The organism is Wolbachia endosymbiont (group A) of Barypeithes pellucidus (assembly GCF_964030885.1).
In the GTDB taxonomy this organism is placed as follows: Bacteria; Pseudomonadota; Alphaproteobacteria; order Rickettsiales; family Anaplasmataceae; genus Wolbachia.
The window spans coordinates 879,675-903,211 of sequence record NZ_OZ034985.1 but is presented as its reverse complement, the minus strand read 5'-3'; the positions used below and the strand labels follow the sequence as shown (position 1 = coordinate 903,211).

General features: G+C 35.8%; 24 protein-coding genes and 5 pseudogenes. 18 read left to right on the top strand and 11 right to left on the bottom strand.

The window, feature by feature from the left end:
- Window positions 1–58 precede the first annotated feature (58 nt).
- Complete coding sequence (locus ACQH1X_RS04650; protein ID WP_265025990.1) at window positions 59–1,057, top strand: pyruvate dehydrogenase complex E1 component subunit beta; 999 nt, start codon at window positions 59–61, stop codon at window positions 1,055–1,057.
- Window positions 1,058–1,062: 5 nt separating this feature from the next.
- Here ACQH1X_RS04650 and ACQH1X_RS04645 read toward each other — a convergent pair whose 3' ends face one another.
- Together ACQH1X_RS04645 and ACQH1X_RS04640 are read right to left on the bottom strand one after the other, a co-directional pair.
- Window positions 1,063–1,422, bottom strand: a complete 360-nt coding sequence (locus ACQH1X_RS04645; RefSeq protein ID WP_425385837.1) for a TrbC/VirB2 family protein — start codon at window positions 1,420–1,422, stop codon at window positions 1,063–1,065.
- 496 nt (window positions 1,423–1,918) lie between these two features.
- Window positions 1,919–2,875, bottom strand: a complete 957-nt coding sequence (locus tag ACQH1X_RS04640; RefSeq protein ID WP_264735368.1) for an IS5 family transposase — start codon at window positions 2,873–2,875, stop codon at window positions 1,919–1,921.
- A 153-nt stretch (window positions 2,876–3,028) separates the two neighbouring features.
- Between ACQH1X_RS04640 and ACQH1X_RS04635 the strand changes: the two genes are divergently transcribed.
- Window positions 3,029–3,157: a hypothetical protein gene (locus tag ACQH1X_RS04635; protein ID WP_425385836.1), complete on the top strand. Its 129-nt coding sequence runs from the start codon at window positions 3,029–3,031 to the stop codon at window positions 3,155–3,157.
- Between the two features lie 181 nt (window positions 3,158–3,338).
- Here the strand turns inward: ACQH1X_RS04635 and ACQH1X_RS04630 are convergent, their stop codons facing one another.
- Window positions 3,339–4,361, bottom strand: a complete 1,023-nt coding sequence (locus ACQH1X_RS04630) for an IS110 family transposase (protein ID WP_425385829.1) — start codon at window positions 4,359–4,361, stop codon at window positions 3,339–3,341.
- Between the two features lie 223 nt (window positions 4,362–4,584).
- Here ACQH1X_RS04630 and ACQH1X_RS04625 point away from each other — a divergent pair.
- Window positions 4,585–5,130, top strand: a pseudogene (locus ACQH1X_RS04625) (IS256-like element ISWpi15 family transposase); the annotation flags it as partial.
- A 34-nt stretch (window positions 5,131–5,164) separates the two neighbouring features.
- Window positions 5,165–5,470, top strand: a pseudogene (locus tag ACQH1X_RS04620) (transposase); the annotation flags it as partial.
- Window positions 5,471–5,511: 41 nt separating this feature from the next.
- Here ACQH1X_RS04620 and ACQH1X_RS04615 read toward each other — a convergent pair.
- A pseudogene (locus ACQH1X_RS04615) lies at window positions 5,512–5,961 on the bottom strand (transposase); the annotation flags it as partial.
- 424 nt (window positions 5,962–6,385) lie between these two features.
- Here ACQH1X_RS04615 and ACQH1X_RS04610 point away from each other — a divergent pair.
- The 11 genes and pseudogenes from ACQH1X_RS04610 (at window position 6,386) to ACQH1X_RS04560 (ending at window position 16,341) form a co-directional block, all read left to right on the top strand.
- The gene (locus tag ACQH1X_RS04610; RefSeq protein ID WP_419247151.1) at window positions 6,386–6,721 is read left to right on the top strand and encodes a recombinase family protein; all 336 of its coding nucleotides are present in this window, start codon (window positions 6,386–6,388) and stop codon (window positions 6,719–6,721) included.
- Window positions 6,670–8,175 (top strand): recombinase family protein, encoded by a 1,506-nt coding sequence (locus tag ACQH1X_RS04605; RefSeq protein WP_425385835.1) that lies wholly within the window; start codon window positions 6,670–6,672, stop codon window positions 8,173–8,175. Before ACQH1X_RS04610 ends, ACQH1X_RS04605 begins: the two co-directional genes overlap by 52 nt.
- Window positions 8,176–8,217: 42 nt before the next feature.
- Window positions 8,218–9,624 carry a cytochrome ubiquinol oxidase subunit I gene (locus ACQH1X_RS04600; RefSeq protein WP_425386668.1) on the top strand — a complete coding sequence of 469 codons (1,407 nt, stop codon included), beginning with the start codon at window positions 8,218–8,220 and terminating at the stop codon, window positions 9,622–9,624.
- Window positions 9,617–10,600 carry a cytochrome d ubiquinol oxidase subunit II gene (cydB, locus tag ACQH1X_RS04595; RefSeq protein ID WP_425385834.1) on the top strand — a complete coding sequence of 328 codons (984 nt, stop codon included), beginning with the start codon at window positions 9,617–9,619 and terminating at the stop codon, window positions 10,598–10,600. The genes ACQH1X_RS04600 and cydB overlap by 8 nt, the downstream gene beginning before the upstream one ends.
- A gap of 26 nt (window positions 10,601–10,626) precedes the next feature.
- Window positions 10,627–11,928: a group II intron reverse transcriptase/maturase gene (ltrA, locus tag ACQH1X_RS04590; protein WP_425385808.1), complete on the top strand. Its 1,302-nt coding sequence runs from the start codon at window positions 10,627–10,629 to the stop codon at window positions 11,926–11,928.
- Between the two features lie 11 nt (window positions 11,929–11,939).
- Window positions 11,940–12,062 (top strand): hypothetical protein, encoded by a 123-nt coding sequence (locus tag ACQH1X_RS04585; protein ID WP_425385833.1) that lies wholly within the window; start codon window positions 11,940–11,942, stop codon window positions 12,060–12,062.
- 67 nt (window positions 12,063–12,129) lie between these two features.
- Window positions 12,130–12,528, top strand: coding sequence for a dihydroneopterin aldolase (locus ACQH1X_RS04580; RefSeq protein ID WP_425385832.1), 399 nt, complete (start codon window positions 12,130–12,132; stop codon window positions 12,526–12,528).
- Window positions 12,528–13,809, top strand: a pseudogene (folP, locus tag ACQH1X_RS04575) (dihydropteroate synthase). The gene ACQH1X_RS04580 and the pseudogene folP overlap by 1 nt, the downstream one beginning before the upstream one ends.
- Window positions 13,806–14,318, top strand: coding sequence for a dihydrofolate reductase (locus ACQH1X_RS04570; protein ID WP_425385831.1), 513 nt, complete (start codon window positions 13,806–13,808; stop codon window positions 14,316–14,318). The pseudogene folP and the gene ACQH1X_RS04570 overlap by 4 nt, the downstream one beginning before the upstream one ends.
- A 76-nt stretch (window positions 14,319–14,394) precedes the next feature.
- Window positions 14,395–15,174 (top strand): putative folate metabolism gamma-glutamate ligase, encoded by a 780-nt coding sequence (locus ACQH1X_RS04565; RefSeq protein ID WP_425385830.1) that lies wholly within the window; start codon window positions 14,395–14,397, stop codon window positions 15,172–15,174.
- Window positions 15,175–15,318: 144 nt separating this feature from the next.
- Window positions 15,319–16,341: an IS110 family transposase gene (locus ACQH1X_RS04560; protein WP_425385829.1), complete on the top strand. Its 1,023-nt coding sequence runs from the start codon at window positions 15,319–15,321 to the stop codon at window positions 16,339–16,341.
- 181 nt (window positions 16,342–16,522) lie between these two features.
- On the opposite strand, the gene ACQH1X_RS04555 is transcribed toward ACQH1X_RS04560, so the two are convergent.
- The 3 genes and pseudogenes from ACQH1X_RS04555 to ACQH1X_RS04545 form a co-directional block, all read right to left on the bottom strand.
- A complete protein-coding gene (locus ACQH1X_RS04555) occupies window positions 16,523–17,026 on the bottom strand; it encodes a DUF1016 N-terminal domain-containing protein (RefSeq protein ID WP_425386667.1) in 504 nt (167 codons plus the stop codon).
- Window positions 17,010–17,201 (bottom strand): hypothetical protein, encoded by a 192-nt coding sequence (locus ACQH1X_RS04550; protein WP_425385828.1) that lies wholly within the window; start codon window positions 17,199–17,201, stop codon window positions 17,010–17,012. Before ACQH1X_RS04550 ends, ACQH1X_RS04555 begins: the two co-directional genes overlap by 17 nt.
- Window positions 17,202–18,027: 826 nt before the next feature.
- Window positions 18,028–18,738: pseudogene (locus tag ACQH1X_RS04545) on the bottom strand (Rpn family recombination-promoting nuclease/putative transposase); the annotation flags it as partial.
- 356 nt (window positions 18,739–19,094) lie between these two features.
- Between ACQH1X_RS04545 and ACQH1X_RS04540 the strand changes: the two are divergent.
- Both ACQH1X_RS04540 and ACQH1X_RS04535 read left to right on the top strand, forming a co-directional pair.
- Window positions 19,095–19,220 carry a type II toxin-antitoxin system RelE family toxin gene (locus ACQH1X_RS04540; RefSeq protein WP_425385827.1) on the top strand — a complete coding sequence of 42 codons (126 nt, stop codon included), beginning with the start codon at window positions 19,095–19,097 and terminating at the stop codon, window positions 19,218–19,220.
- A gap of 486 nt (window positions 19,221–19,706) precedes the next feature.
- Entirely contained in the window at window positions 19,707–20,852 is a 1,146-nt protein-coding gene (locus tag ACQH1X_RS04535) for an ATP-binding protein (protein WP_425385826.1), read from the top strand.
- Between the two features lie 14 nt (window positions 20,853–20,866).
- Here the strand turns inward: ACQH1X_RS04535 and ACQH1X_RS04530 are convergent, their stop codons facing one another.
- The 4 genes from ACQH1X_RS04530 to ACQH1X_RS04515 form a co-directional block, all read right to left on the bottom strand.
- Window positions 20,867–21,157 (bottom strand): hypothetical protein, encoded by a 291-nt coding sequence (locus ACQH1X_RS04530; RefSeq protein ID WP_425385825.1) that lies wholly within the window; start codon window positions 21,155–21,157, stop codon window positions 20,867–20,869.
- A 113-nt stretch (window positions 21,158–21,270) separates the two neighbouring features.
- Entirely contained in the window at window positions 21,271–21,684 is a 414-nt protein-coding gene (locus ACQH1X_RS04525; RefSeq protein WP_425385824.1) for an AAA family ATPase, read from the bottom strand.
- A gap of 148 nt (window positions 21,685–21,832) precedes the next feature.
- Window positions 21,833–21,973: a hypothetical protein gene (locus ACQH1X_RS04520; protein ID WP_425385823.1), complete on the bottom strand. Its 141-nt coding sequence runs from the start codon at window positions 21,971–21,973 to the stop codon at window positions 21,833–21,835.
- A 2-nt stretch (window positions 21,974–21,975) separates the two neighbouring features.
- Window positions 21,976–22,224 carry an ATP-binding protein gene (locus ACQH1X_RS04515; protein ID WP_425385822.1) on the bottom strand — a complete coding sequence of 83 codons (249 nt, stop codon included), beginning with the start codon at window positions 22,222–22,224 and terminating at the stop codon, window positions 21,976–21,978.
- A 186-nt stretch (window positions 22,225–22,410) separates the two neighbouring features.
- Between ACQH1X_RS04515 and ACQH1X_RS04510 the strand changes: the two genes are divergently transcribed.
- Window positions 22,411–23,469, top strand: coding sequence for an RDD family protein (locus ACQH1X_RS04510; protein WP_425385821.1), 1,059 nt, complete (start codon window positions 22,411–22,413; stop codon window positions 23,467–23,469).
- Window positions 23,470–23,537: the final 68 nt, after the last annotated feature.

Here is a 23,537-nt window from a genome sequence, read left to right as displayed (position 1 = left end):
CACAGAGCCTAGTAATTCTGATATAGTTACTTTAGTTAAAGTCTACAAAAGTTTATAAATGGCAACCTTAAGTGTAAGAGAAGCTTTATGCACAGCAATCAGAGAAGAGATGCAAAACGACCCTGATGTGCTTATCATGGGTGAAGAAGTTGCAGAGTATGATGGTGCTTATAAAGTAACGAAAGGATTACTGAAAGAGTTTGGAGAAAACAGAGTAGTTGATACTCCTATTACCGAACATGGATTTGCTGGCCTTGCTGTTGGAGCGGCATTTGCTGGATTAAAGCCAATAGTCGAGTTTATGACTTTTAATTTTTCTATGCAGGCTATTGACCAAATTGTGAATTCCGCAGCAAAAACAAATTATATGTCAGGCGGACAACTTGGATGCCCTGTAGTATTTCGTGGACCAAATGGCGCTGCAGCAAGAGTTGCTGCACAACACTCTCAATGCTTTGCATCTTGGTATTCGCATATACCGGGGTTAAAAGTAATAGCACCCTATTTTGCCTCCGATTGCAGAGGTCTGCTTAAAGCTGCAATTCGTGACCCTAATCCGGTAATATTTCTAGAAAACGAAATAGCTTACGGACATGAACATGAAGTTTCTGACTCTGAGCTGTCAAATAAAGATTATCTACTTGAGATAGGCAAAGCTGCTGTTATACGAGAGGGAAAGGATGTAACTATCACTGCTTTCTCATTAAAATTAATGGATGCCTTAAATGCAGCAGATTTACTTTCTGATGAGGGCATAGAAGCTGAAGTTATTGACCTCAGAACCTTAAGACCACTTGACACTCAAACTGTTATTAACTCTATTCAGAAGACTAATAGGTTAGTTAGTGTAGAAGAAGGATGGCCATTTGCAGGAATAGGAGCAGAGCTGTCAGCCGTTGTCATGGAACAAGGATTTGACTACCTTGATGCTCCAGTTATACGCGTAACTGGCAAGGACATCCCCTTACCTTACGCTGCAAATCTGGAAAAAAAAGCATTACCGCAAGTGGAAGATATAGTTGAAGCCGTGTATCAGGTCTGTTTTAGAAAAAAATAACCCTATTAGTTCTTTTTTGTAATATCTCCTATTCCACATCGTTCCATAAAAGAAGCATCTGTAGTGTTTATACTAGCCATTACTTTCGTGACAATAGCTTTAGTACCGAAAAATACAGCACAAAATACACCTAGCGCAAAAAGAGCTGGCCATGGCATTCTACCAAATATCGCAAGCAAAGCTGCACCTATTATCACTACGGTCATAAGCGGTCCGCCTATTCCCCAAACGTAGCCAATAATATTACATATTACTTGAGCAGTTGTATCAGCATTAGTGTCAGCGGCAGCACTCCCAACATGAGAAAAAGAAATAAATAATACTATAAGAAAAATATTGAAAATTCTCTTGATTGTAGGGTTCATCCCTATACCTTAAACTTAGATATTGTAATTATATCCAAAATACTATAATTTTTAGTAAAACTAGCATAAAGATTGAATAACAAACGGTGCCACAAAAGTAGTTGATACACAACTGCACAAACATTGTAATATAGACATAGTAAACGATATTATTCCAGTGCTTGACGCTGGAATCCAGATTGGATACTGAGTTGGTGAGTATAAAAGTATAGCTTCTACGTCATACCACCGCGGTATCTCAGCAGATCCCGCTAACACGTAGCGGGATGACGAGCTTATCATCATGCCGCCGCGAACCGTCATACCGCGAATGAATCGCGGTATCTCAGCCGCTAATAAGCAGCGGGATGACGGTTGTCAGGGTGTCATCCCAGTGCCTTGACACATAGCTGTACAAACGTTTTTGGCTTGACTCACCAGTGGGTGTCATTCCAGTGCTTGACACTGGAATGGCTTTGTTGCATAGCACCTTAAGCAGTGATGGTTTACGACAAATTTATGTAATGATTTCAAATTTAGCCATACCAATATCAGTGAATTTGTTGAGCAAATAGCACTTAATTAGTAATTCTTTTTCACGATTTACTTCAGATTTATTCCTAAAGCTAAATCCAAATACTTGCTTCAACCTTGAGAAAAATCCTTCTATGTAAGATCTCTTTCCATAAATCGCTTCCTTTTTCCACTCTTTTACACCATCTTGTCCATATAATTTTATTAACCTAATAGCAGCATTTCTGTCAGACATATAATCTATTTTTGAATGTTCTGCTGCATCCTTTTTTGGTAGAACTTTTGTCTTTATATCGTATTTCTTACACAATTTATAAAGTTTGTGCCTATCGTATGCCCTATCTGCATATAATGCTTTTATTTTGTGCTGAAAATTAACTTCTTCAAGCAAATCGCAAGCTCCATAGTGGTCAGAGTAGACGCCATTACTGTATCTTGCAGCTATAGCTTTTTTACTATTCACACTTAACATAACATGTAACTTTCTTACTTGCTCGTAGCTTCGGTACTTTCTATCTGCACTGTTTTCCTTACTGTGGCCAGGAGTGTTACTGTAAATGCTGATACTTGTGCTATCTATGATAATTTCAATATTTTCCATGTTGCTTTTATCAACCCTGCAATCATTTATCTTAATATTAAGTTTTTTAAACCTTCTTGATGCTTGTGAATAGCTGATAACTGCCAAATTTTTTCCTATTTGTTGCAGATATCCTTTTATAAACCCCACCGTTTGTCTTAAACCAATTCTAAAAAGATTGACAATTATATGCACCAAAATTACGACTTTATCACTGTAAATATAGTTGCCGCCCTGCATTTTTGGACTATTTTCATACCAATTTTCGATAGCTTCATCGATGTAACGAAAAATATTTCCCCTTTTTTCAAGGAATTTGTTATATTCGTTTTGGTTACTGACTTTCATTTTCTGTGGCATATTTTTTCTTCAACAGTTAAATGGTTATTTATAATGAATTTTGTCAGTAGCTACCAGATTTTTTCGGTTGCTATGCAACAAAGCCATTCCAGTGTCAGCTACTTTCATGACATCATCATAAAGTAAAATGAGATCCCAGTGTCAGCTACTCGGATGACAGGAGATACCGTCTCGCCAGTCAACAAGAAAATTACAAAAATTGAATCTAAATTGCCTAAGTTATATTGTGAAATCAAAAAATACTGCCAATTCCCGTCCTGTGTAGCGGTATACAGATTGTAGTTGTATTAAACAAGAGCCTGATATTAGTTTTGACTACCTCAATTCTTCTGTCAGTTAATTCTTGTCTGTCAGATTAAATCTTGTCTTTTACACTTATCAACATATACACTAACCAACTACATTCAATAAATTTGTGTAAGATACCATTTTACATAAGATAGAATGGAAGCATTTTTCGATTTTAAATTACTAAAGCTTCAGTCAATCTCCTAGTCCTGTAGCTTTTGATATGGTCAGGATTAAAAGCCTTTTTTGATTTTAAAATACCAAAAACAATATGAAGCAACTTACGCATTGCAGCACCAACAATGGCCATATTATGCTTGCCTTTTTCTTTTAATCTCTTGCAAAAAGTCATAATAATAGGATTGTGATTTTTAGCTACTATAGCAGGAAAATACATGGCCTTACGTAGTGTTCGTGAACCTGATTTACTTAATCTGGGCTTGGCATATACAGATGAACCTGATGTTATATTTCGTGGTATAGTTCCAGCGTATGCTGCCAATTGTCTGGCATTTATAAAAGCCTTTGTGTCAGGAATTTCAGCTAAAATAGCTATTGCTGATTCCTCTCCTATTCCTGGAATAGTCAATAAGAGTTGAAAGTTTTCCAACAACTCTTTGTGCTGTTTTAATAGTTCACGTATGGAGTTTTTTATTGTTTCTATTGATTGTTCTATGTTCACTGCAAGGTTTTCCCAAGCATTTGCAACTTCTTCAGGCAGTCTCTCCTTCTTTTCTAAATGATTATTTACGAATGTTAATCCATCTTTTAACGCAACCGAGCAACGATAAAGATGTTTTAATTTTTTCATTTCAGGAGAAGGTGGTGTCCAACGAGTAGGTTCCTGTCTTTGGCAATAATCAGCAATAATTTCTGCATCGGTCTGATCATTCTTTTGTCTTACAAGCTTACTCCTCGCATAAGATTTAATACAATAAGGATTTACAACACTTACAAAATGTCCAGCATTGTGTAGAAATTCAGCCAAAGCTTCACTATAACAACCGGTAGCTTCCATACAAGCTTTCACTTGCTCTACGTTATGTTTTTGTAGAAAGCTCTGCAGACCTTGAAACCCATTATCATCGTTCTTAAAGCTTCTTTTCCTAGTTTCACGTTTTCCTTTTTTACTTATAAATGAGAGAAAAACATCAAAGCGATCTTTTGATACATCTATTCCCAGAAAGTTGTTGATCATATATAACCCCATACGTTACTATTTAAAATGAAAAGTAAGGCTAACCTTGTGAATACAGAATTAGAACCATTTAGGTTTTTCTACGATACCGTCCAGCCTATACTTTTGAGAAGGGAATTCTTATCTCCTCTACAGATTTTATATCTAAGAAGAAGCACAGAGTTCCTCCCTTCTCCACCTAATGCTTAAGCTTAAAACATTAGATGCTTTTGACAAGATACAAGTAGAAGATATCCTTATTGCCTGCGTTGATGGGCTAAAAAGCTTTCCTGCAGCTATAAACAGTGTCTTTCCTAATGCGGAAGTGCAGATGTGTATAGTGCATCAGATACGCAACTCACTGAAGTATGTGGCCAGTAAAGATGCGAAGAGTTTTTTGAGCGATTTAAAGAAGGTATATCAAGCTTCAAGCAAGGAAATTGCCGAGAATTATCTGTTGGAATTGGATGAAAAATGGGGCACAAAGTACCCTATGGTTATAAAATCTTGGCAGAATAATTGGGAAAACTTGTCTGGTTATTTTAAGTATTCTGGTCCAGTTAGGAGGATAATCTACACCACCAATCCCATAGAGGGGCTACATAGGCAAATTAGGAAATTCACTAAGACCAAAGGCTCATTTACCAGCATAAATGCCTTGTATAAGCAGGTATATTGTGCTATAAAGAAGGCAGAGGAAAAGTGGACGATGCCTGTACATGATTGGGCATTAACTATCTCTCAACTTGATGTTTTCTTTCCTGGCAGATTGAAAATTGAGTCGAACTAAAAATGCGGTTTGACACAGTTTATTTAACACTCCCAAAAATCTACTATTACATAGTGATCAAGGTTCACAATATACTTCGCAAGGTTATCAATATCTCTTATCCATAAAAAACATAGTACCTAGCATGAGTCATAAAGGTTGTTGTTACGACAATTCTGTTGTGGAAAGCTTCTTTAGTTCTCTAAAAAGGGAGTTACCAATAGACACCTCTCGGCACTCTAAACAGCATATCAAAACTGCTATATTTGAATATATAGAAATTTTTTATAACAAACAACGTAGACACTCCACTATTAACTATTGCATTCCTGAGCATTTTGATTCATCATTCTCTTTGTAAAAAACATTCCAAACTTTCTCTCCACTTTTTCTGGGTAAGGTCAGTTTGTCAGTAATACTGGATATCTCTGCTACCGATATTTTGTGATCATAAATTTCTTCTACATGTGATGCTATATCTCTATAGCCCATACCACTGGCAAATGTGCTCAAAATCTTCGTTTCAAGCTCTGGATGTAAGTTTGTTTGCCTTTTTTTGACTATTTGTGGTTCGAAACTTCCTTCTCTATCTCTTGGTGTTAATAGCTCTGCACTTGTACGTAAAGTTTTTGCATTTCTCCCATTTCTTCGGTTATTCTCTTCACTTTCAGCTAATAAGTGATTTTCTATTTCACCTTCCAAACTTGCCTCCAGCAGCTTTTTTATAAATGGTGTTAATGCTCCATCTCTTCCTGTCAGCGGCCTTCCTTCTCTTATCGATGATAGAATATTTGCTTCCAGTTCTTTATAGTCTACCAATCCGGTAGTTTTATTTGCTATTCTTTGATTCATATGTGAAACCTCCATTTTTTTATATCAACTTACTACTTTTTTTCGGTTTGACACAGTTTATTTAACACTCCCTTCCTAGAATCAAAAACTCTGTATTCCACAACTGCAGGTACCCCACAAGGTGGTATCATTACTCCGCCAACAATGTTGCAAAAAACATAAAACTAGAGAAAACTATTTCTCGAAAACTTCTGTGTCCAAAAACAAGAGTTCCATTTATTTATAGCGCTAATAATCAATTAACCATCAGCTTCAATGAATGATATGAACATATTATTTCAAGGAAAGATAATGGGAAATAAGAGATTAGCTATACGGATTAGTTGTAGCCATGAGCCTAACCGGTTGGCAGAAAAGTATTTATCAGATGCTTATGAAAAGTCAGCATCAAAGGGAGAAAGTCAAAAAAACTTAAAGGGTAAAAATGGGATTCAAGGAGGATCAAATGGTAACAGTGAGTTTATATGCAAGGGTTTCTTCAGGGAAACAAGCACAAGAAAATACAATAGCAAGTCAAGTTGCAGCTTTAGAGAAGCAAATTGGTATGGATGGGTACAAATTATTGAGTGAGTATAAATTTATTGATAACGGCTACAGTGGATCTAATTTGGTTCGTCCTGATCTAGAAAAATTACGCGATAAAGTAACAGAAGGTAAAATTGATAGATTCACTCTCCTGATCGTTTATCTAGAAAATATGCATATCAAATGGTATTACTTGAAGAATTTGAGAAAACAGGAGCAGAAGCGGTTTTTTTAAATTATGAGATTAACGATAACCCAGAATCTCAATTGCTGTTACAAATGCAAGGTATGATAGCAGAATATGAACGAGCGAAAATTATGGAACGAAGTCGTCGTGGAAAGATTTATGCAGCTAATAAAGGTTGTGTAAGCGTAATGGGAGGAGCTCCTTATGGCTATCGTTATATAGATAAACATATGGGAGGAGGACAAGCTTTATTTGAGATTAACGAAGAAGAAGCTGATATTGTTCGCAAAGTATTTTTGTGGGTAAGCAGGGAAAGAGCAAGTATTGGGGAAGTATGCCGTCGGCTAAATACTATGTCTATTATAACACGAACAGGAAAAAAGTGCTGGGATAGGAGTGTAATTTGGGGTATGTTAAAAAACCCTGCTTACAAAGGACAAGCAGCTTTTGGTAAAACAAAAGTAGGTGTAAAGTTACAACATATAAGACCACAAAAACATTCTTGTGAACAACCGAAAGATAATTACTCTACTTATTCTGTTGAAAAAGCAAATTGGATTTATGTTGAAGTGCCAAATATAGTGGACGAAGATGTGTTTGATATAGTTCAAGAACAATTAGCTGAGAATAGAAAAATAGCAAGGACAAGAGAAAGAGGAGCAAAGTATTTACTACAAGGTTTAATCGTATGCAAGCATTGTCGTTATGCATATTACGGAAGTTCTGTAAGAAATAAGCGAGGAGAAAAAGTTGATCATTATGCATATTATCGTTGTATTGGTAGAGATTCTTACCGTTTTGGTGGTAATAAGATTTGTGATAATAAACACATTCGTACAGATGCATTAGAAACAGCTGTGTGGGAAGAGGTTAAGCATTTATTAAAAAATCCAAATAGGGTTTTAGAAGAATACAAGCGTAGACTTTCAGAGCTTAAAAAATTATCATGGGATCAAAAAAGCAATTTACTAGAGAAACAAGAAAGTAAATTAAAACGAGGTATTGCTAGACTTATTGATAGTTATGCTCAAGAATATATTAATCAAGAAGAATTTGAACCACGAATTAAAGCAATGAAACAAAACTTAAAAACAATTGAAGAGGAGAAAAAAAGGATATTTGATCAAAAGAAATTAAAACAGGAATTAACCCTGGTTGTAACCAATTTAGAAGACTTTTCTTCTAATATTGCATTGAACCTTGATAACGCAGACTGGCTAACCAAACGTGATACTATCAGAACGTTAGTCAAGAGAATTGAAATCAATCTTGAGGATGTAAATGTGGTATTTCGCGTAAAAGAGCTACCAAACTCTTCTGGACATAATGGAGAAGAAAAGAAAAATTTGCGACATTGTTGGCGGAGTAAAGTTGACGCCATTGGGAGAACAGTTGCATTCCTGCACAATTTGATGCATCATTCTCATGACAAAAACGTCTTAACTTTCTCTCTACTTTTTCTGGGTAAGGTCAATTTTGTGAAAAAATGGATTGAATTATAGGTGGATTTGGCTATTATTTGTAATACATGGGTATTGGGTAAAATGTTTGAATTTAGTTCTGTGCTGCTAGCTCGAATTCAGTTTGCCTTCACAATAGGCTTTCACATTATATTTCCTGCTTTCACGATCGGACTTGCAAGTTTTCTAGCCTTTTTGGAATGGTGTTGGCTTAAGACTGGTGATACACGTTTCCGTGATGTTTATAAATTCTGGATCAAGATTTTTGCCGTTGCTTTTGGCATGGGAGTGGTATCTGGAGTTGTAATGTCATATCAACTTGGTACCAATTGGTCGATTTTTTCTGACCGCATAGCCAACGTTCTCGGCCCTCTATTTTCCTTTGAGGTTTTAACAGCCTTTTTTCTGGAGGCATCTTTTTTGAGTATTATGCTATTTGGATGGAATAGAGTAAGTTCTCGTATGCACTTTGCTTCTACTTGTATTGTTGCAGTGGGAACGCTTATTTCAGCTTTTTGGATTATTGCGGCCAACAGTTGGATGCAAACACCCGCTGGATTCACGATTAGTGAGAATGGTCTCCTATATCCAACCAATTGGTTAGAGATTATTTTTAATCCTTCTTTCCCTTATCGCTTTATTCATATGGTAACAGCAGCCTATCTTACAACAGCTTTTGTGGTTGGTGGTGTAGGAGCATTTTATCTTTGGAGAAAACGACATGCTCCTCAAGCAAGAATTATGCTTGGTATGGCAACCATTATGGTAGCTTTAGCTGCACCATTTCAGCTGTTCATGGGGGATAGGCATGGATTAAATACACTAAAGCATCAACCTGCTAAGATTGCTGCAATGGAAGGTATATGGGAAACCGAAAAAGGGGCTGGCTTACTTTTGTTTGCTTATCCGGATCAGCAAAATGAAATTAATCACTACGAGATAAAAATTCCTAATCTTGCCAGCTTGATCTTAACACATGATTTTTTAGGAGAAGTAAAAGGATTAAAGGAGTGGAAAAAAGAAGATAGACCACCTGTAGTATGGGTATTCTGGTCCTTCCGTATAATGGTTGGAGTTGGAATTTTAATGATCATAATTGGGTTAGTAAGTGTTATACAGTATCTTCGTGGCAAATTATTCCAAAGTTGTTTCTTACATGGATGGTGGATATCAATGATGCCGTCTGGGTTCATAGCGTTACTTGCAGGTTGGTTTACTACTGAAATTGGCCGTCAACCTTACACTGTATATGGAATTATGCGCACAATTGAATCATTTTCACCTGCGATTACCGGTCCTCAGGTTGCATGGTCTTTGATTGCATTTATCGTTATGTATACCCTTATATTTGGAGCAGGCAGTTACTATATCCTGAAACTTATATACAAAGGAATTCCTGTCATTAAAGAAGAAGAGCAATTTTATAAACACGGTATCGGAGCTTCAGTGATTGATGCTGGTACATCTGGAAAGGGCAACAATCATGTTTGATTTCTCTTCCTTAATTAATTTACCCCTAATCTGGGGATTACTAATTGCCATAGCTGTTTTACTGTATGTTTTAATGGATGGGTTTGATTTAGGTATTGGTATTTTACTTCCTTTTGCACCGTCAGATAAATGCCGTGATCACATGATAAGTTCAATTGCACCATTTTGGGATGGAAACGAAACATGGTTGGTATTGGGTGGAGGAGGGTTGTTTGCTGCTTTTCCTCTTGCATATTCAATATTAATGCCTGCTTTTTATATTCCAATCATTATTATGCTGCTTGGCCTTATAGTGCGCGGAGTATCCTTTGAGTTTCGTTTTAAGGCAGAAGGAAAATACAGGCAATTATGGGATTATGCCTTTCATTTTGGGTCACTTGGTGCTGCATTTTGCCAAGGCATGATTTTAGGCGCATTTATACATGGTGTAGAAGTAAACGGACGCAACTTTTCTGGTGGCCAATTTGATTGGGCAAGTGCTTTTAGTGTAATGACAGGCATTGCTGTGGTGCGCCAAGAAGTGCTTGGAGAACAGTTGGTGAAAATCCAACACAAACAAAGTCTAGCCAACAGTTTGGAACAGACCACTATGTTGCATGAGGTAACGAGTGTAATAGAGCTAGTGGGATGGACAATGCAGGGTACAACGAAAGTGAAGGGATTGAGTTCCGAAATACCTGAAGACATAGAGGTCGACATTTTCATGGCCATGGAAGACAGCATGAAGGATAACGTAAAGGCAAGTTATCACTCACTCTATCGGGATCTGAGACCGTGCCATGTATTGAAATGGACTTCAAGTGAACTTGGGAGATCCTATGCATTCCTACAAAGGTACGCTGGAACAAGTCAACAAAGGCAAGAACTAGCGGAAGATGCAGGGGAAGTCGGACTGATTGATAGTACTCAGAATGTGGGAAAGCCACGTACAAGGGGAAGCGATCAGCAATATAGTAACTGGAATAGGGATTGCTAGGCCAATACAACGGAGGTTGGAATAACATGCAAAATAAACTAAACCAGATAGCAGTAAGAGCAAAGCAAGATAAGCGACTAAAATTCACATCGTTAGTCCATCTGATAAATACAGAGAATCTTGCGAGATGTTATAAAGAACTGAAGCGTAACAAGGCTTGTGGAGTAGACCAGATAACAGTGGAATCATACGGAGAAAATCTGAATGAGAAACTCGAAGTGCTAGTAGAAAGTATGAAGAGGAAGCAATATCAACCACAACCAGTAAAGAGGGTATATATACCGAAAGCTGGAAGTAAAGAGAAACGCGGACTCGGAATACCATCGACCGAGGATAAATTAGTACAGATTATGCTGAAGAAGATATTAGAAAATATTTACGAGGCAAACTTTCTGGACAGCTCATATGGATTTCGACCTGGAAGAAACTGTCATCAAGCGGTAAATGCACTAGATAAAGCAGTTATGTACAAGCCAATAAACTACATTGTAGAAGTGGATATCAAGAAGTTCTACGATAATATACAGCATAAATGGCTAATGAGATGTCTAAGGGAACGAATAACTGACCCAAATTTGCTGTGGTTAGTAAAGCGGTTTCTCAAGGCAGGGATAGTCGAAGCTGGAAATTATGAAGCAACAAAACAAGGTACACCCCAAGGTGGTATAGTAAGTCCTGTATTAGCAAATATATACTTACATTATGTGTTGGATTTATGGATAGAAAAGAAATTTAAACCAAGATCCAGAGGATATATACAACTAATAAGGTTTTGCGACGATTTTGTGGTTTGTTGCGAAAGTAAGGTAGACGCGGAAGAATTTCTGGAATTACTGAAACAAAGGCTAAATAAATTTGGGTTGGAAGTATCTGAAAACAAGACCAGAGTAGTAAAGTTTGGCAAGAGGGAGTGGCAACAAGCGATAAGAGAGAAACGAAGGACGGAAAGTTTCAATTTTCTGGGGTTTACGCACTATGGTGCAAAAAGTCGTCGTGGTAGATTAATAATGGGACATAAAACCTCAAAGTTAAATCTAGCCAGAAAACTAAAAGAAATCAAGGAGTGGTTGAAAATAGTCCGCGGAAGTATTCGACTTAAAGATTGGTGGCAAGTACTGAAGGCTAAATTAACAGGACACTATAACTACTTTGGTATTAGCGGAAATTATTGGTGTTTGAAACAATTTTACACATCAGTAAGAAAGCTAGCATTTAAATGGATAAATCGGCGTAGTCAGAAAAAGAGTATGACCTGGGAACAGTTTGTACACTACGTAGAAGTAAATCCATTACCAAAGCCAAAAATACATTTTTCTTTATATGCATAAGAGGGACGACTGTGAAAACTAATATTGATGAGCCGTGTGCGGGAAATCTGCAAGCACGGTTCTTTAGGGGGAGTTGTAGTAATATAACTCAAACGAGAGGAGTAAAGCTACAGCTTCTACCGAACATGGAATGATGAATGCTAGCGTGTGTTAGTAGTTGTAAGTAGCTTAAGAATTAAAACTCAGTGATGTTGGAATGCAATGTCTACATGTAATCTTCTTATATCTGATTTACGGCTTTGGGTTCATTTAGGCTATAGTGCAGAAGAGAAGTCTCATTCCCAATTAGTTAGTATTGATGTTGATTTTATTTTTAAATCTCCTCCGTTAGGGCTTATGACTGACCGGCTTGAAGATACTGTCTGCTATCTAGAGATAGTACAAAATATTCAATCTCTTGTTCAGAACAAGCAATTCAATTTAATCGAGCATTTAACTCATGATATATACAGAACCATTAATAATCTTTTGGTGCAAAAAAAACATATTATTTCTTCCATAAGAGTGACTACTCACAAAGTTGCACCACCCGTTCCTAATGCGCATGGAGGTGTCTTTTTTACCTATTGTAATGCACTGCAAGAACAGGAAGATAACTAATGATCTATATTTCTATTGGCTCAAATATGGGAAATCGCTTTTCCCATTTACAAAATGGCTGCTCAGTTACTGAAGGAGCGCTATTTTAAAAATTTAAAATCTTCAATTGTTCTGGAGACTAAGGCTATTTTACCAAATGATGCTCCACCTGGGTGGGACAAGCCGTTTCTAAATATGGTTGTGTATGGAAGTTGTTCTTCTTCTCCTGAAGAGCTGTTAAAGGGACTTAAACAAATCGAATGTGACATTGGCCGCCTGCAGGTCTATGAAAAATGGGCACCTCGCGTTATTGATTTGGATATTTTGTTATGGGATGACCTGACACTTGATACATCCTACCTTAAGATTCCTCACCCAGAATTGATAAACAGACCATTTTTGCTTCACTTGATGGCAATGCTGAGCCCCATGGCAGTAGTTAACAAAACGTTTGGTACTGTTAACCCTAACATTAAGGATTGCTTTTTAGGAAGTTTTACGCTTTCACCAGAGCTTGTAGGTATTGTCAATATTACTCCTGATTCATTTTCAGATGGTGGTCTTTATTATGATGCAGATCAAGCAACCAAGCAGGCACTGCGGCTGTTATCAGATGGTGCAAGCATAGTTGAACTTGGTGCTCAATCAACAAGACCTGGCTCCTCAATACAAACTCCAAAAGCAGAATATGCACGCTTAAAACCAGTGCTTGATAATCTTAGTCATTATATGGAAGCTGGTGATATTAAAGTCAGCATCGATAGTTTCTGGTCAGATGTTATTTTGAACGTTTTGGAGCACTACAACATTGCCTGGGTAAACGATCAGAAGGGAGATCTAGATGATAATACCTTAAAAGCAATCGCTAGCAGTGGATGTGGCATCGTTATTATGCACTCACTCTCCATACCACCACATAGAGACAACATTATCCCAAGTGACACTGATCCAATTGATACCATAAATAATTGGGCAGAGAAGAGCATTAGCAGGTTATTTGCCCTAAGTTTTGATAAAAATTCAATAATTATTGACCCTGGTATTGGTTTTGGAAAATCTATGTACCAGAATATCCAGATTTTACGCAATATAGAAGCATTGCAAAGTTTTGGCTGCAAAGTTCTGGTTGGTCATTCTAGAAAGTCATTTATTTCTTCTTTTTCTACAGAACCTGTCTTTAACCGAGATTTAGAAACAATTGCTTTATCATCTGCATTGCACAACAAGGTTGATTTCCTTCGAGTGCATAATGTGCGTGATCACATGCGATTTTTTGTAGCTCAAGCTGCTTTACAGGGATGATAGTTATCGGAATTATGGCTGTTGATCCCAAGGGGGTAATTGGAATAAACAATGGATTGCCCTGGCATTATTCAAGTGAGTTAGATCATTTTCGTCAGGTAACTGACAAACAAGTTATTATTATGGGAAGAAAAACATTTGAGATAATATCCCAAAACATATTGAAGGATCGTATCCCTATTGTTTTTTCTCGTAACAAATTAAGTCCTTGTTTTAATAAAGGCATAAAATGCACTATTGTTTCTTCTATGCAAGAGTTTTTGTCAATCCAAAGTAGTTCTAAAGTCTTCATGATTGGTGGAGCACAAATAGCGCACCTTTTTTTGGAATATGATCTAATCTCAGAGTTTATCATAACAGAAATTCAAAAACCCTATAAAGGTGATGTATATTTCAACTTAACACTTCTTAGTGGATGGAATAAAACTATTCTCACCAAAACAAAAGATTATACTATATGTAGATTAATACGTGATAAAGATGGAAGAAAAAATTGTGAAGCTCATTAAGTCTCTTAACTATAAATTATGCCAACTAGAACAACAGGTAAGAGGGCTTTTATGAGAAACTTTTTGATGTAATAGTATGTATGTTAAAGCAATTTATACCCACCGCATTGAATGTGGAGAAGTATTAGAGCAGGTTCTTGATCGCTATGTTTCAGAGCTGCTAAGAGAGGAAGTTGTTCTTGCTATCACATCAAAAATCATTTCTGTTTGTCAAAAACAGGTGGTTTGCAAAACTGCTTGTTCTAAAGAAGAGCTAATCAAAAGAGAAGCTGATGCAATTGTTGATGTGGACCACAATCCTCATAGTATCTGTTTAACGATTAAAGATAATATCTTAATTCCATCTGCTGGTATTGATGAATCAAATGGTAATGAAATGTATATTTTATACCCAAAGGATGTTCAGAAAACAGCTCTATCAATATGGAACTATCTCAAGACAAAACACTGCATAAAACATCTTGGTATTTTGATTACAGATAGTAACATAACACCTATGCGCCTTGGGGTTACGGGCGTTGCTCTTGGTTGGTGTGGATTTGAACCACTTTATTCCTATATAGGCAAGCCAGATCTTTATAATCAACCACTGCAAGTAACACAAGTCAATCTTCTTGATGCACTGGCAACATCTGCTGTTTTAGTTATGGGAGAAGGGGCAGAGCAAACACCAATGGCAATAATTAGTGGTGCACCAAAGGTTCACTTTCTTACTCGTCCGCCAACTACAGAAAAAGAAAAAAGTGTTAAGATATCTATGAAAAAAGACCTTTATTCTTGTATCTTGTCAAAAGCATCTAATGTTTTAAGCTTAAGCATTAGGTGGAGAAGGGAGGAACTCTGTGCTTCTTCTTAGATATAAAATCTGTAGAGGAGATAAGAATTCCCTTCTCAAAAGTATAGGCTGGACGGTATCGTAGAAAAACCTAAATGGTTCTAATTCTGTATTCACAAGGTTAGCCTTACTTTTCATTTTAAATAGTAACGTATGGGGTTATATATGATCAACAACTTTCTGGGAATAGATGTATCAAAAGATCGCTTTGATGTTTTTCTCTCATTTATAAGTAAAAAAGGAAAACGTGAAACTAGGAAAAGAAGCTTTAAGAACGATGATAATGGGTTTCAAGGTCTGCAGAGCTTTCTACAAAAACATAACGTAGAGCAAGTGAAAGCTTGTATGGAAGCTACCGGTTGTTATAGTGAAGCTTTGGCTGAATTTCTACACAATGCTGGACATTTTGTAAGTGTTGTAAATCCTTATTGTATTAAATCTTATGCGAGGAGTAAGCTTGTAAGACAAAAGAATGATCAGACCGATGCAGAAATTATTGCTGATTATTGCCAAAGACAGGAACCTACTCGTTGGACACCACCTTCTCCTGAAATGAAAAAATTAAAACATCTTTATCGTTGCTCGGTTGCGTTAAAAGATGGATTAACATTCGTAAATAATCATTTAGAAAAGAAGGAGAGACTGCCTGAAGAAGTTGCAAATGCTTGGGAAAACCTTGCAGTGAACATAGAACAATCAATAGAAACAATAAAAAACTCCATACGTGAACTATTAAAACAGCACAAAGAGTTGTTGGAAAACTTTCAACTCTTATTGACTATTCCAGGAATAGGAGAGGAATCAGCAATAGCTATTTTAGCTGAAATTCCTGACACAAAGGCTTTTATAAATGCCAGACAATTGGCAGCATACGCTGGAACTATACCACGAAATATAACATCAGGTTCATCTGTATATGCCAAGCCCAGATTAAGTAAATCAGGTTCACGAACACTACGTAAGGCCATGTATTTTCCTGCTATAGTAGCTAAAAATCACAATCCTATTATTATGACTTTTTGCAAGAGATTAAAAGAAAAAGGCAAGCATAATATGGCCATTGTTGGTGCTGCAATGCGTAAGTTGCTTCATATTGTTTTTGGTATTTTAAAATCAAAAAAGGCTTTTAATCCTGACCATATCAAAAGCTACAGGACTAGGAGATTGACTGAAGCTTTAGTAATTTAAAATCGAAAAATGCTTCCATTCTATCTTATGTAAAATGGTATCTTACACAAATTTATTGAATGTAGTTGGTTAGTGTATATGTTGATAAGTGTAAAAGACAAGATTTAATCTGACAGACAAGAATTAACTGACAGAAGAATTGAGGTAGTCAAAACTAATATCAGGCTCTTGTTTAATACAACTACAATCTGTATACCGCTACACAGGACGGGAATTGGCAGTATTTTTTGATTTCACAATATAACTTAGGCAATTTAGATTCAATTTTTGTAATTTTCTTGTTGACTGGCGAGACGGTATCTCCTATACCTAAAAAATCAAAAATGTACGGATCTTTTAATGTATAATGTGCTAGATCTGATTGAGGTGATGGTAACTTATCTTCAAAGTTAGTTATTGCTCGTCCTTGACGTTTATATAACCCACGTTCTATCTGCATTACCATGATGTTTCTTGACCAGCCATGTTCTATAGCTCCCTTTATATAGAATAATCTTATCTCGCGATTTTCTATTTTTTCTAAAAGAGTAACATTGTGGTACCAAGTTAATTGTGCAAGAGGTTCCTGCACAAATTCAACATTTGGATATTCTTCAGCAAACTTACGCATGTATTTTAGGTTTCTCGTACTAAAACCTTTCATTTCTGGAAATGCACCTTTCAAATCCTTACTCAGTTGTTCGATAACTTTCGCTCCCCAGCCGTGTTCTCTTTGCCGTTTTAAGATTTCTGTTCCAATAATGGTAGAGCAAGGTAAGCTTACTGTTTACTGCAAGTGCTGCTTTATAACGACTAGTAGCAATATGTTCCTTCAACTGCTCTAAAAATTCTGTATATTCTTTTGCTATAATTTTTGTCATAGAATTCCTTTCAACGATTTTTATTATTACATGATTCTTTTATTTGTTGAAATTCTCTCTTCGGCCTGCTATTTTCAGCTCAGCCTTGTCTTAAGTTCAGTAATGCATTTATATCAACTTCTAATACCAACTTTGTTATTGGGAAGGCAAATATCACAAATTCGCTCAAATCCCCATCTATAGGCAAAAAGGCGCTCTTTTTAATTTACCATTGAGATTTATGAGTAAATTATACAACAGAGATTATATAGCCCTCCTTTCTTTATTGAAAAATTAAAAAAAATCCTGTACACTGGGTGTAGTAAAGGTCATTTCTATTTTCCATGACGCGCATCGTGGCTGTGGTTGTTTTGCCACTGCCACCTTTTTGACCACCGACAACTATTATCATATCCCCTACTTTAATTCTATTCCGATATTTAGAGTCAAGATATTTTAGTATTTTAATACTTTACTGCTTTAGTATTTTGATATTTTAGTACTTTAATATTCTGATACTTTAATGTTTTAGTATTTTGATATCACAAACACTTAAATAAGAAAAAGTCTGCCATACAGATTTGCTTACACTAAGACTTGCCCTTTTATTCAAATTCTAAAGGGTATTACAGATGTTTTCTGAATAAAGCTATAGACAAATTCCCATACCTGATTACAAACAACACTATAAAAACCTTTTAAAACGCTTTAAATGCCCACCGTGTTTCTATTACACTTAAACCTCAAAGCATGTCTGCAAACTTACAAACGAGCTAATTAGTAAAGCATGAATTGTTCACTAACTCATGTGCACAAAATTTCTTGGCGTGAGTTCTTAGATTTTATTAGCAGCTATCTCATCCATTAGGCGTTTCTTCTCTTGTTCATATGCTAGTAATTCTTCTTCCGACCAACTAAGCTTGTTCATCTCTTCATATGCTCGTTTTATTATTACATCGCTACCGACTATTTTATCTAGGTCCTCTTCCCTTGTTTCTGCTGCATATCGAAAAAAATAACACCATTTCTCAACTATGTTTTCTAGTTGATCCTCTTTTGTTTTTGGAAATTTTGGTAGTTCTATGAAAGTAAAACTAAAGTCATTCAGGTAATGTTTGCAAGTAACCTTACCTAGAATAGCATGATCTGACTTGTACTCATTCTTGTTTGGAAAAATAATACAATCAGCAACAGTCATAAAGATAACTTTCTTGAGTTTATGATACTCTTGATCTACTTTATCTATATCTATTTGGTTTACGTAAGTTTTAGCAGCATAATATTGGACACATTTCTCAAAACCTTTGGTCTTAGTGAATGCCATTTTAATAATGTAACTGGAACCTTGAGAGTCCTCACAAAGAACATCAAAAATGCCCTGCTCTTTAGCGGCAATCTCAAAATCCAAAATGGCAGCTAAAAATTGAACATTCTGCAAACCAGTAAAGCCTAAAATATCATTGAGAAAATGAATGAGGATGTCTTTATTCCTCTCAGTACCGAATATTCTCTTGAAAGCGCAATCGGTTCGTGCATCAAGAAATTTTAACAAAGCCATAGTAAAAATGCCCAAAAAATATTAGCAATTATACACTACTTTCTACAAATAGAAACCTTATTTTTACTACACAGTTATATTATGTATTCCTATACAGGCATCTTTCCTAATTCATTTTCTTTATTGAAAAATTAAAAAAAATGCTGTATAATTATTAGTAGACTCAAGGGTTAATATAACCTTCGATTCAGAAACTTCACAACACCTTATTGAACTAGCTAAGGCCACCAAGCAGTCTGTTCAAAAATTAACAGGAAAGCTAGTCAAGGAAGCAATCGAGCTTGAAGCGGAAGATATCGCGTTTTCTAAAATTATTAGGGAATTAAGCGATGATGATGCAGAAGAAGTAGAGGATAGTGAAGACATCTGATTACCGTATCGTCTACCGTGTAAATACTGCAAAACGTACAGTAACTATTGTTTCAATAGGACATAGGGACAACATTTATAATCAGGCAATATTAGACCTACTAAAACATTAAATATATTTCTATATACCTGCCCTTTCCTGTGTCAATTAAAAGATATTCTATAAACATCAAATATATTTTTATACACCACTCCTTCCTGATCCATTCTCTACCTTAGGTGGCTTCGCTCAGCTCAAAGAAAGCTCATTTTTTTGATTACCCCCCTATAAATTATATTATATATATAATTTATAATTAGGGGAGAGGCGACGAAAACAAGATTTGGAGTTTGAAGAGCCTCCGGTTCAAGGTAGAGAATGGATCAGGAAGGAGTGGTCAGGGTCGATGGACGTTGAGTTGTTAATTACCTTAAGGATTACAAAGACTACATTGATAAACTACTTAATCCCAGAGATATCAACTATGTTTTTGTAGGAAGTTCAGCAAGCCTTGTTTTTTTGTGCGAAACCCTGTTTTCAAACCATAATGTTCGTGCAAGTGTTGTCATTTTTAACCTTTTATAGTATTCTTGCATATTGAAACTATAAAATTCAATTTATGTACTTACGCGCTATAACCCCAGTTTTAGAAAGATTTTCTAAGCTTTATCCTGCTTTGGGCATTACAGGACCTAGACAGTCTGGTAAAACAACTATTGCAAAAACGTTGTTTAAGCATTTGCCGTACGTATCTTTAGAAAATATTGACACTCGTTTTCAAGCGCAAAATGATCCTAGGGCATTTCTAGCTAATTATCGTCAGGGCGCTATTTTTGATGAAGTACAGCACGTACCTGAGTTGTTATCATATCTTCAAGAAATAGTTGATGAGTCTCCTGTAAAGGGTCGATATGTACTAACAGGGTCTCAAAATTTTGCTCTTAGTCATCATGTTTCTCAATCTCTTTCAGGACGCATAGGCATGACAACACTATTGCCCCTCAGTTTATCTGAGCTTGGTATGCCTATAAACATTAATTCAGCTATTTTTAAGGGAGGATACCCTGGGTTACATAGCCTTAACATGCACCCACTGGATTTCTATCCTAGTTATATCCAAACCTACATTGAGAGAGACGTTCGACAACTTAAAAATATTGAAAACATTGGTAGATTCCAAACCTTCCTCAAACTGTGTGCAGGTCGAGTAGGTCAGATTCTTAATTTATCATCTTTTGCTCAAGATTGTGGCATTTCTCATACAACCGTACGGCAGTGGCTGAATATTTTGGAAGCTAGTTACCTAATATTTTTTCTTCAACCATTTCACCAAAGTTTCAACAAGCGTTTAATCAAGATGCCAAAGTTATACTTCTATGACACTGGTCTTGCTTGTACGCTCCTTGGCCTTGAAAAGGAGAGTCAACTAGAAACACACTACCTTAAAGGAGCTCTGTTTGAAAATTTGATTGTTTTGGAGATTTTCAAGAAGCGCCTCAATCAGGGATTACCTGCCAACCTATACTTTTGGCGTGACCGAACGGGACACGAAGTAGATTTATTAGCAGAATGGGGTGGTAACATTCATGCTATTGAAATTAAGGCTGGTTCCACGTTTCAGAGTGATTTTATTAAAAATGTACAGTATTTTTGTGAACTCTCTCAAACAGCTAAGGGGTATTTAATCTATACAGGTCAGCAGAATGGTTCACACGCAAAAGTTAAACTTGTGCCAATAAATGAAATAGATCAAATATACCCTTAGCCAGAAAAAAAACATTACTTACAATTCAATAATTCTCCAAAATCAATTATGTTTGAAAAGTAATCACTATCTATAACGTCATCACTCACACCATTAACGTGAATAAGGACTGGACGACATGAAAAGCCTTTTGGACGCTTTAGTGTATCTATTTTCTTTTGTACTTCTTGTATTATTGAATGACCGATTTTATTTTTTGAAAATTTGATTTCGCAAATGTAGAGAGTGTTAAACCTTGTTTGAATCATGTAATCAATTTGACAACCAGCACCTGTCTTCCTCTGAAAAAATGGATTTTCGCTCATCAATTCTCAAGATATTATGTATACTCTTTCTATTGTTAAGCACCAAATTTTCAAACTGAAGTCCAATAATTGTATGCCACTCTCCTGGAGATCTCATAGAGTAGGTGTCACGATTAATTTTTCCTAGATTTTTTTTCAATATATTTTAGATAAAACCTTAAATAATTATCTTGAAGTCTGTACCTTCTGAGTCGTGAATCAGTACCAGTTTTTATATTCCAAGTGTGATCCCTTGCAATAAAACCAGCAAGCTCCAGCTCATGTAGATACTCAGAAATGCGTCCGTGTCTTGCAATGTTTAAAGCAGTACAAATTTCTTCCTGTTCTTTAGCTCCAGTAGAAAGAGCTCTCACTATTTGCTTATAAAAAGCTGTTTTTCGCATGAATAGATCTGAAAATATTTGGTCAAACTCCTCAACTAAAAAACCACCTTTTGTAAAACAAAGCTTTTTAATATTTTCTTCAGCACCATGTTTAAAATTTACCTCTTCTAAATATTTTGGAATTCCACCGGTTACTGCAAGCACCTTAAACTTTTCGTATGCTGAAATATTTTTTGGCCAAAATCTGTTGCAATCAGAAAGTCCCGAGTGTTAAAGTCAACGATACTCTTCCTACAAAACCAGTACTACTAAGTATGTTTTCAGGATGAAACAAACAACAAAAACTAGCTTGTTATAGCTGTGTATCCCAAAAATTCTTTATTTTGCCTAAAAAAGTTGGATCTTTTGAGCCCATCCAAGAAATTTCATCAAATAGCAACAATATTTTCCCTGATAGTAGACGTTCACCAACTGCCCATACTCCAGTCATCATATCTAGCAAAAAAATTGTCTAGCAATTTGCCTAGAAAATTCATTAAGTTGGTGGGATGTTGTAGTATGCTTTTCTGGTGGCAAACCTATAAATGAGTAATACTGCTCGAAATGCTTACCAAACTCTTGAATTAAACGACTTTTTCCTATACGACGCCTTCCTTTGACTACTACAAAAGATGCAGTGTTTTTTTCCGTAAGCTCCAGCAGTTGCTTCAACTCGGTTTGCCTACCAATAAATGATGGAGACATAAAATACAAAATATAAATCCTTGTCTCCATTATACATGATGAAATTGGAGACGTAAATAAGTAAATTTTGATCTTTGTCTCTATTTTGAACTATCGAGGAATCCTCTTATAAAAATAAACCAATCCAAATAGCAATACAAACAATTTTACTATTATTTAATTGCTAGTCTGGTATGTTAGGCAATCGTGTTAGGTACAAAAATGGATAACTATGCGGGAATTACTAAACGCGTTGCAGCGTATATAGTTGACCAAACAATATTCCTAGTCTTCTGTTCATCGTTTCTTTCATTAATTTTATTTATATTACCAGAAGAATTCCTTGCCGACTTTTTTAATTATGTCTTTCCTGGTATCGACACTGATAATGACCTTATATCAGAGCGACATGAAATATTAGAAAACTTAGGAGAAAGCTTAGTATATATAGCATTAGAAGTGTTAATGATAACAAGACTTGGTTGGACTCCAGGAAAACTACTACTTGGTATATACATAAAAGATGCAAACACGCTTAAAAACGCTGCTTTAATGCAAATAGTGATGAGAAGCACTCTCAAGGCACTTTTGTTTGTACCTCTTTATATTTCTGAGTGGTTTTTAATTTTACCAATATTGATCCTAATACTTGCAATATTTGATCAGCACAAACAGACTTTTTACGATAAAATTGCAAACACGGTAGTGATAGACTATAAACCTGAAGAATGTCACTTAAATTTAAACTATGTGGGAATAACTAGACGCATTATAGCGGACATTATTGACTATTTTATTCTTAAGGGAATTTCCTTAGTCTATGTGATTTTTGTATGGGTAATTTTGCGCACTACTATACCTCAATCATTAATTACACATACTTGCTCATCTTTTTTGCTATCAGTGATATTTGGAGTATTCATGGTAAAAAAATCTGGTGGTACTCCAGGACAATTATTATGTGGTATTCATATAAAAGATGCAAATACACTTGAAAATGTTACCCTAGTGCAAGCAATAATTAGGTATATTTTGATTGAAGTTATTCACTTCCCTATACTTATTACGAGAAGGGAATTTTTTAATAAGTATACTTCTGAGTGGTGGATTGACCCTTCGTCAGGCTTAATCTTTGTGGGCATAATACTAATTTTCATATGTGCAATATTTGACCGACGCAAGCAATTTCTTCATGATAAAATTGCAAAAACAGTAGCTGTAAAAAAGAAAGCAGAAGTAATAGTGATAAATAAACCTACAGGCTAATTTACGTGTTTTGTTTTTTCTATTCAATTTCTGATCTGTATAAAATTTACTTAAAAAGTTGTTGACAC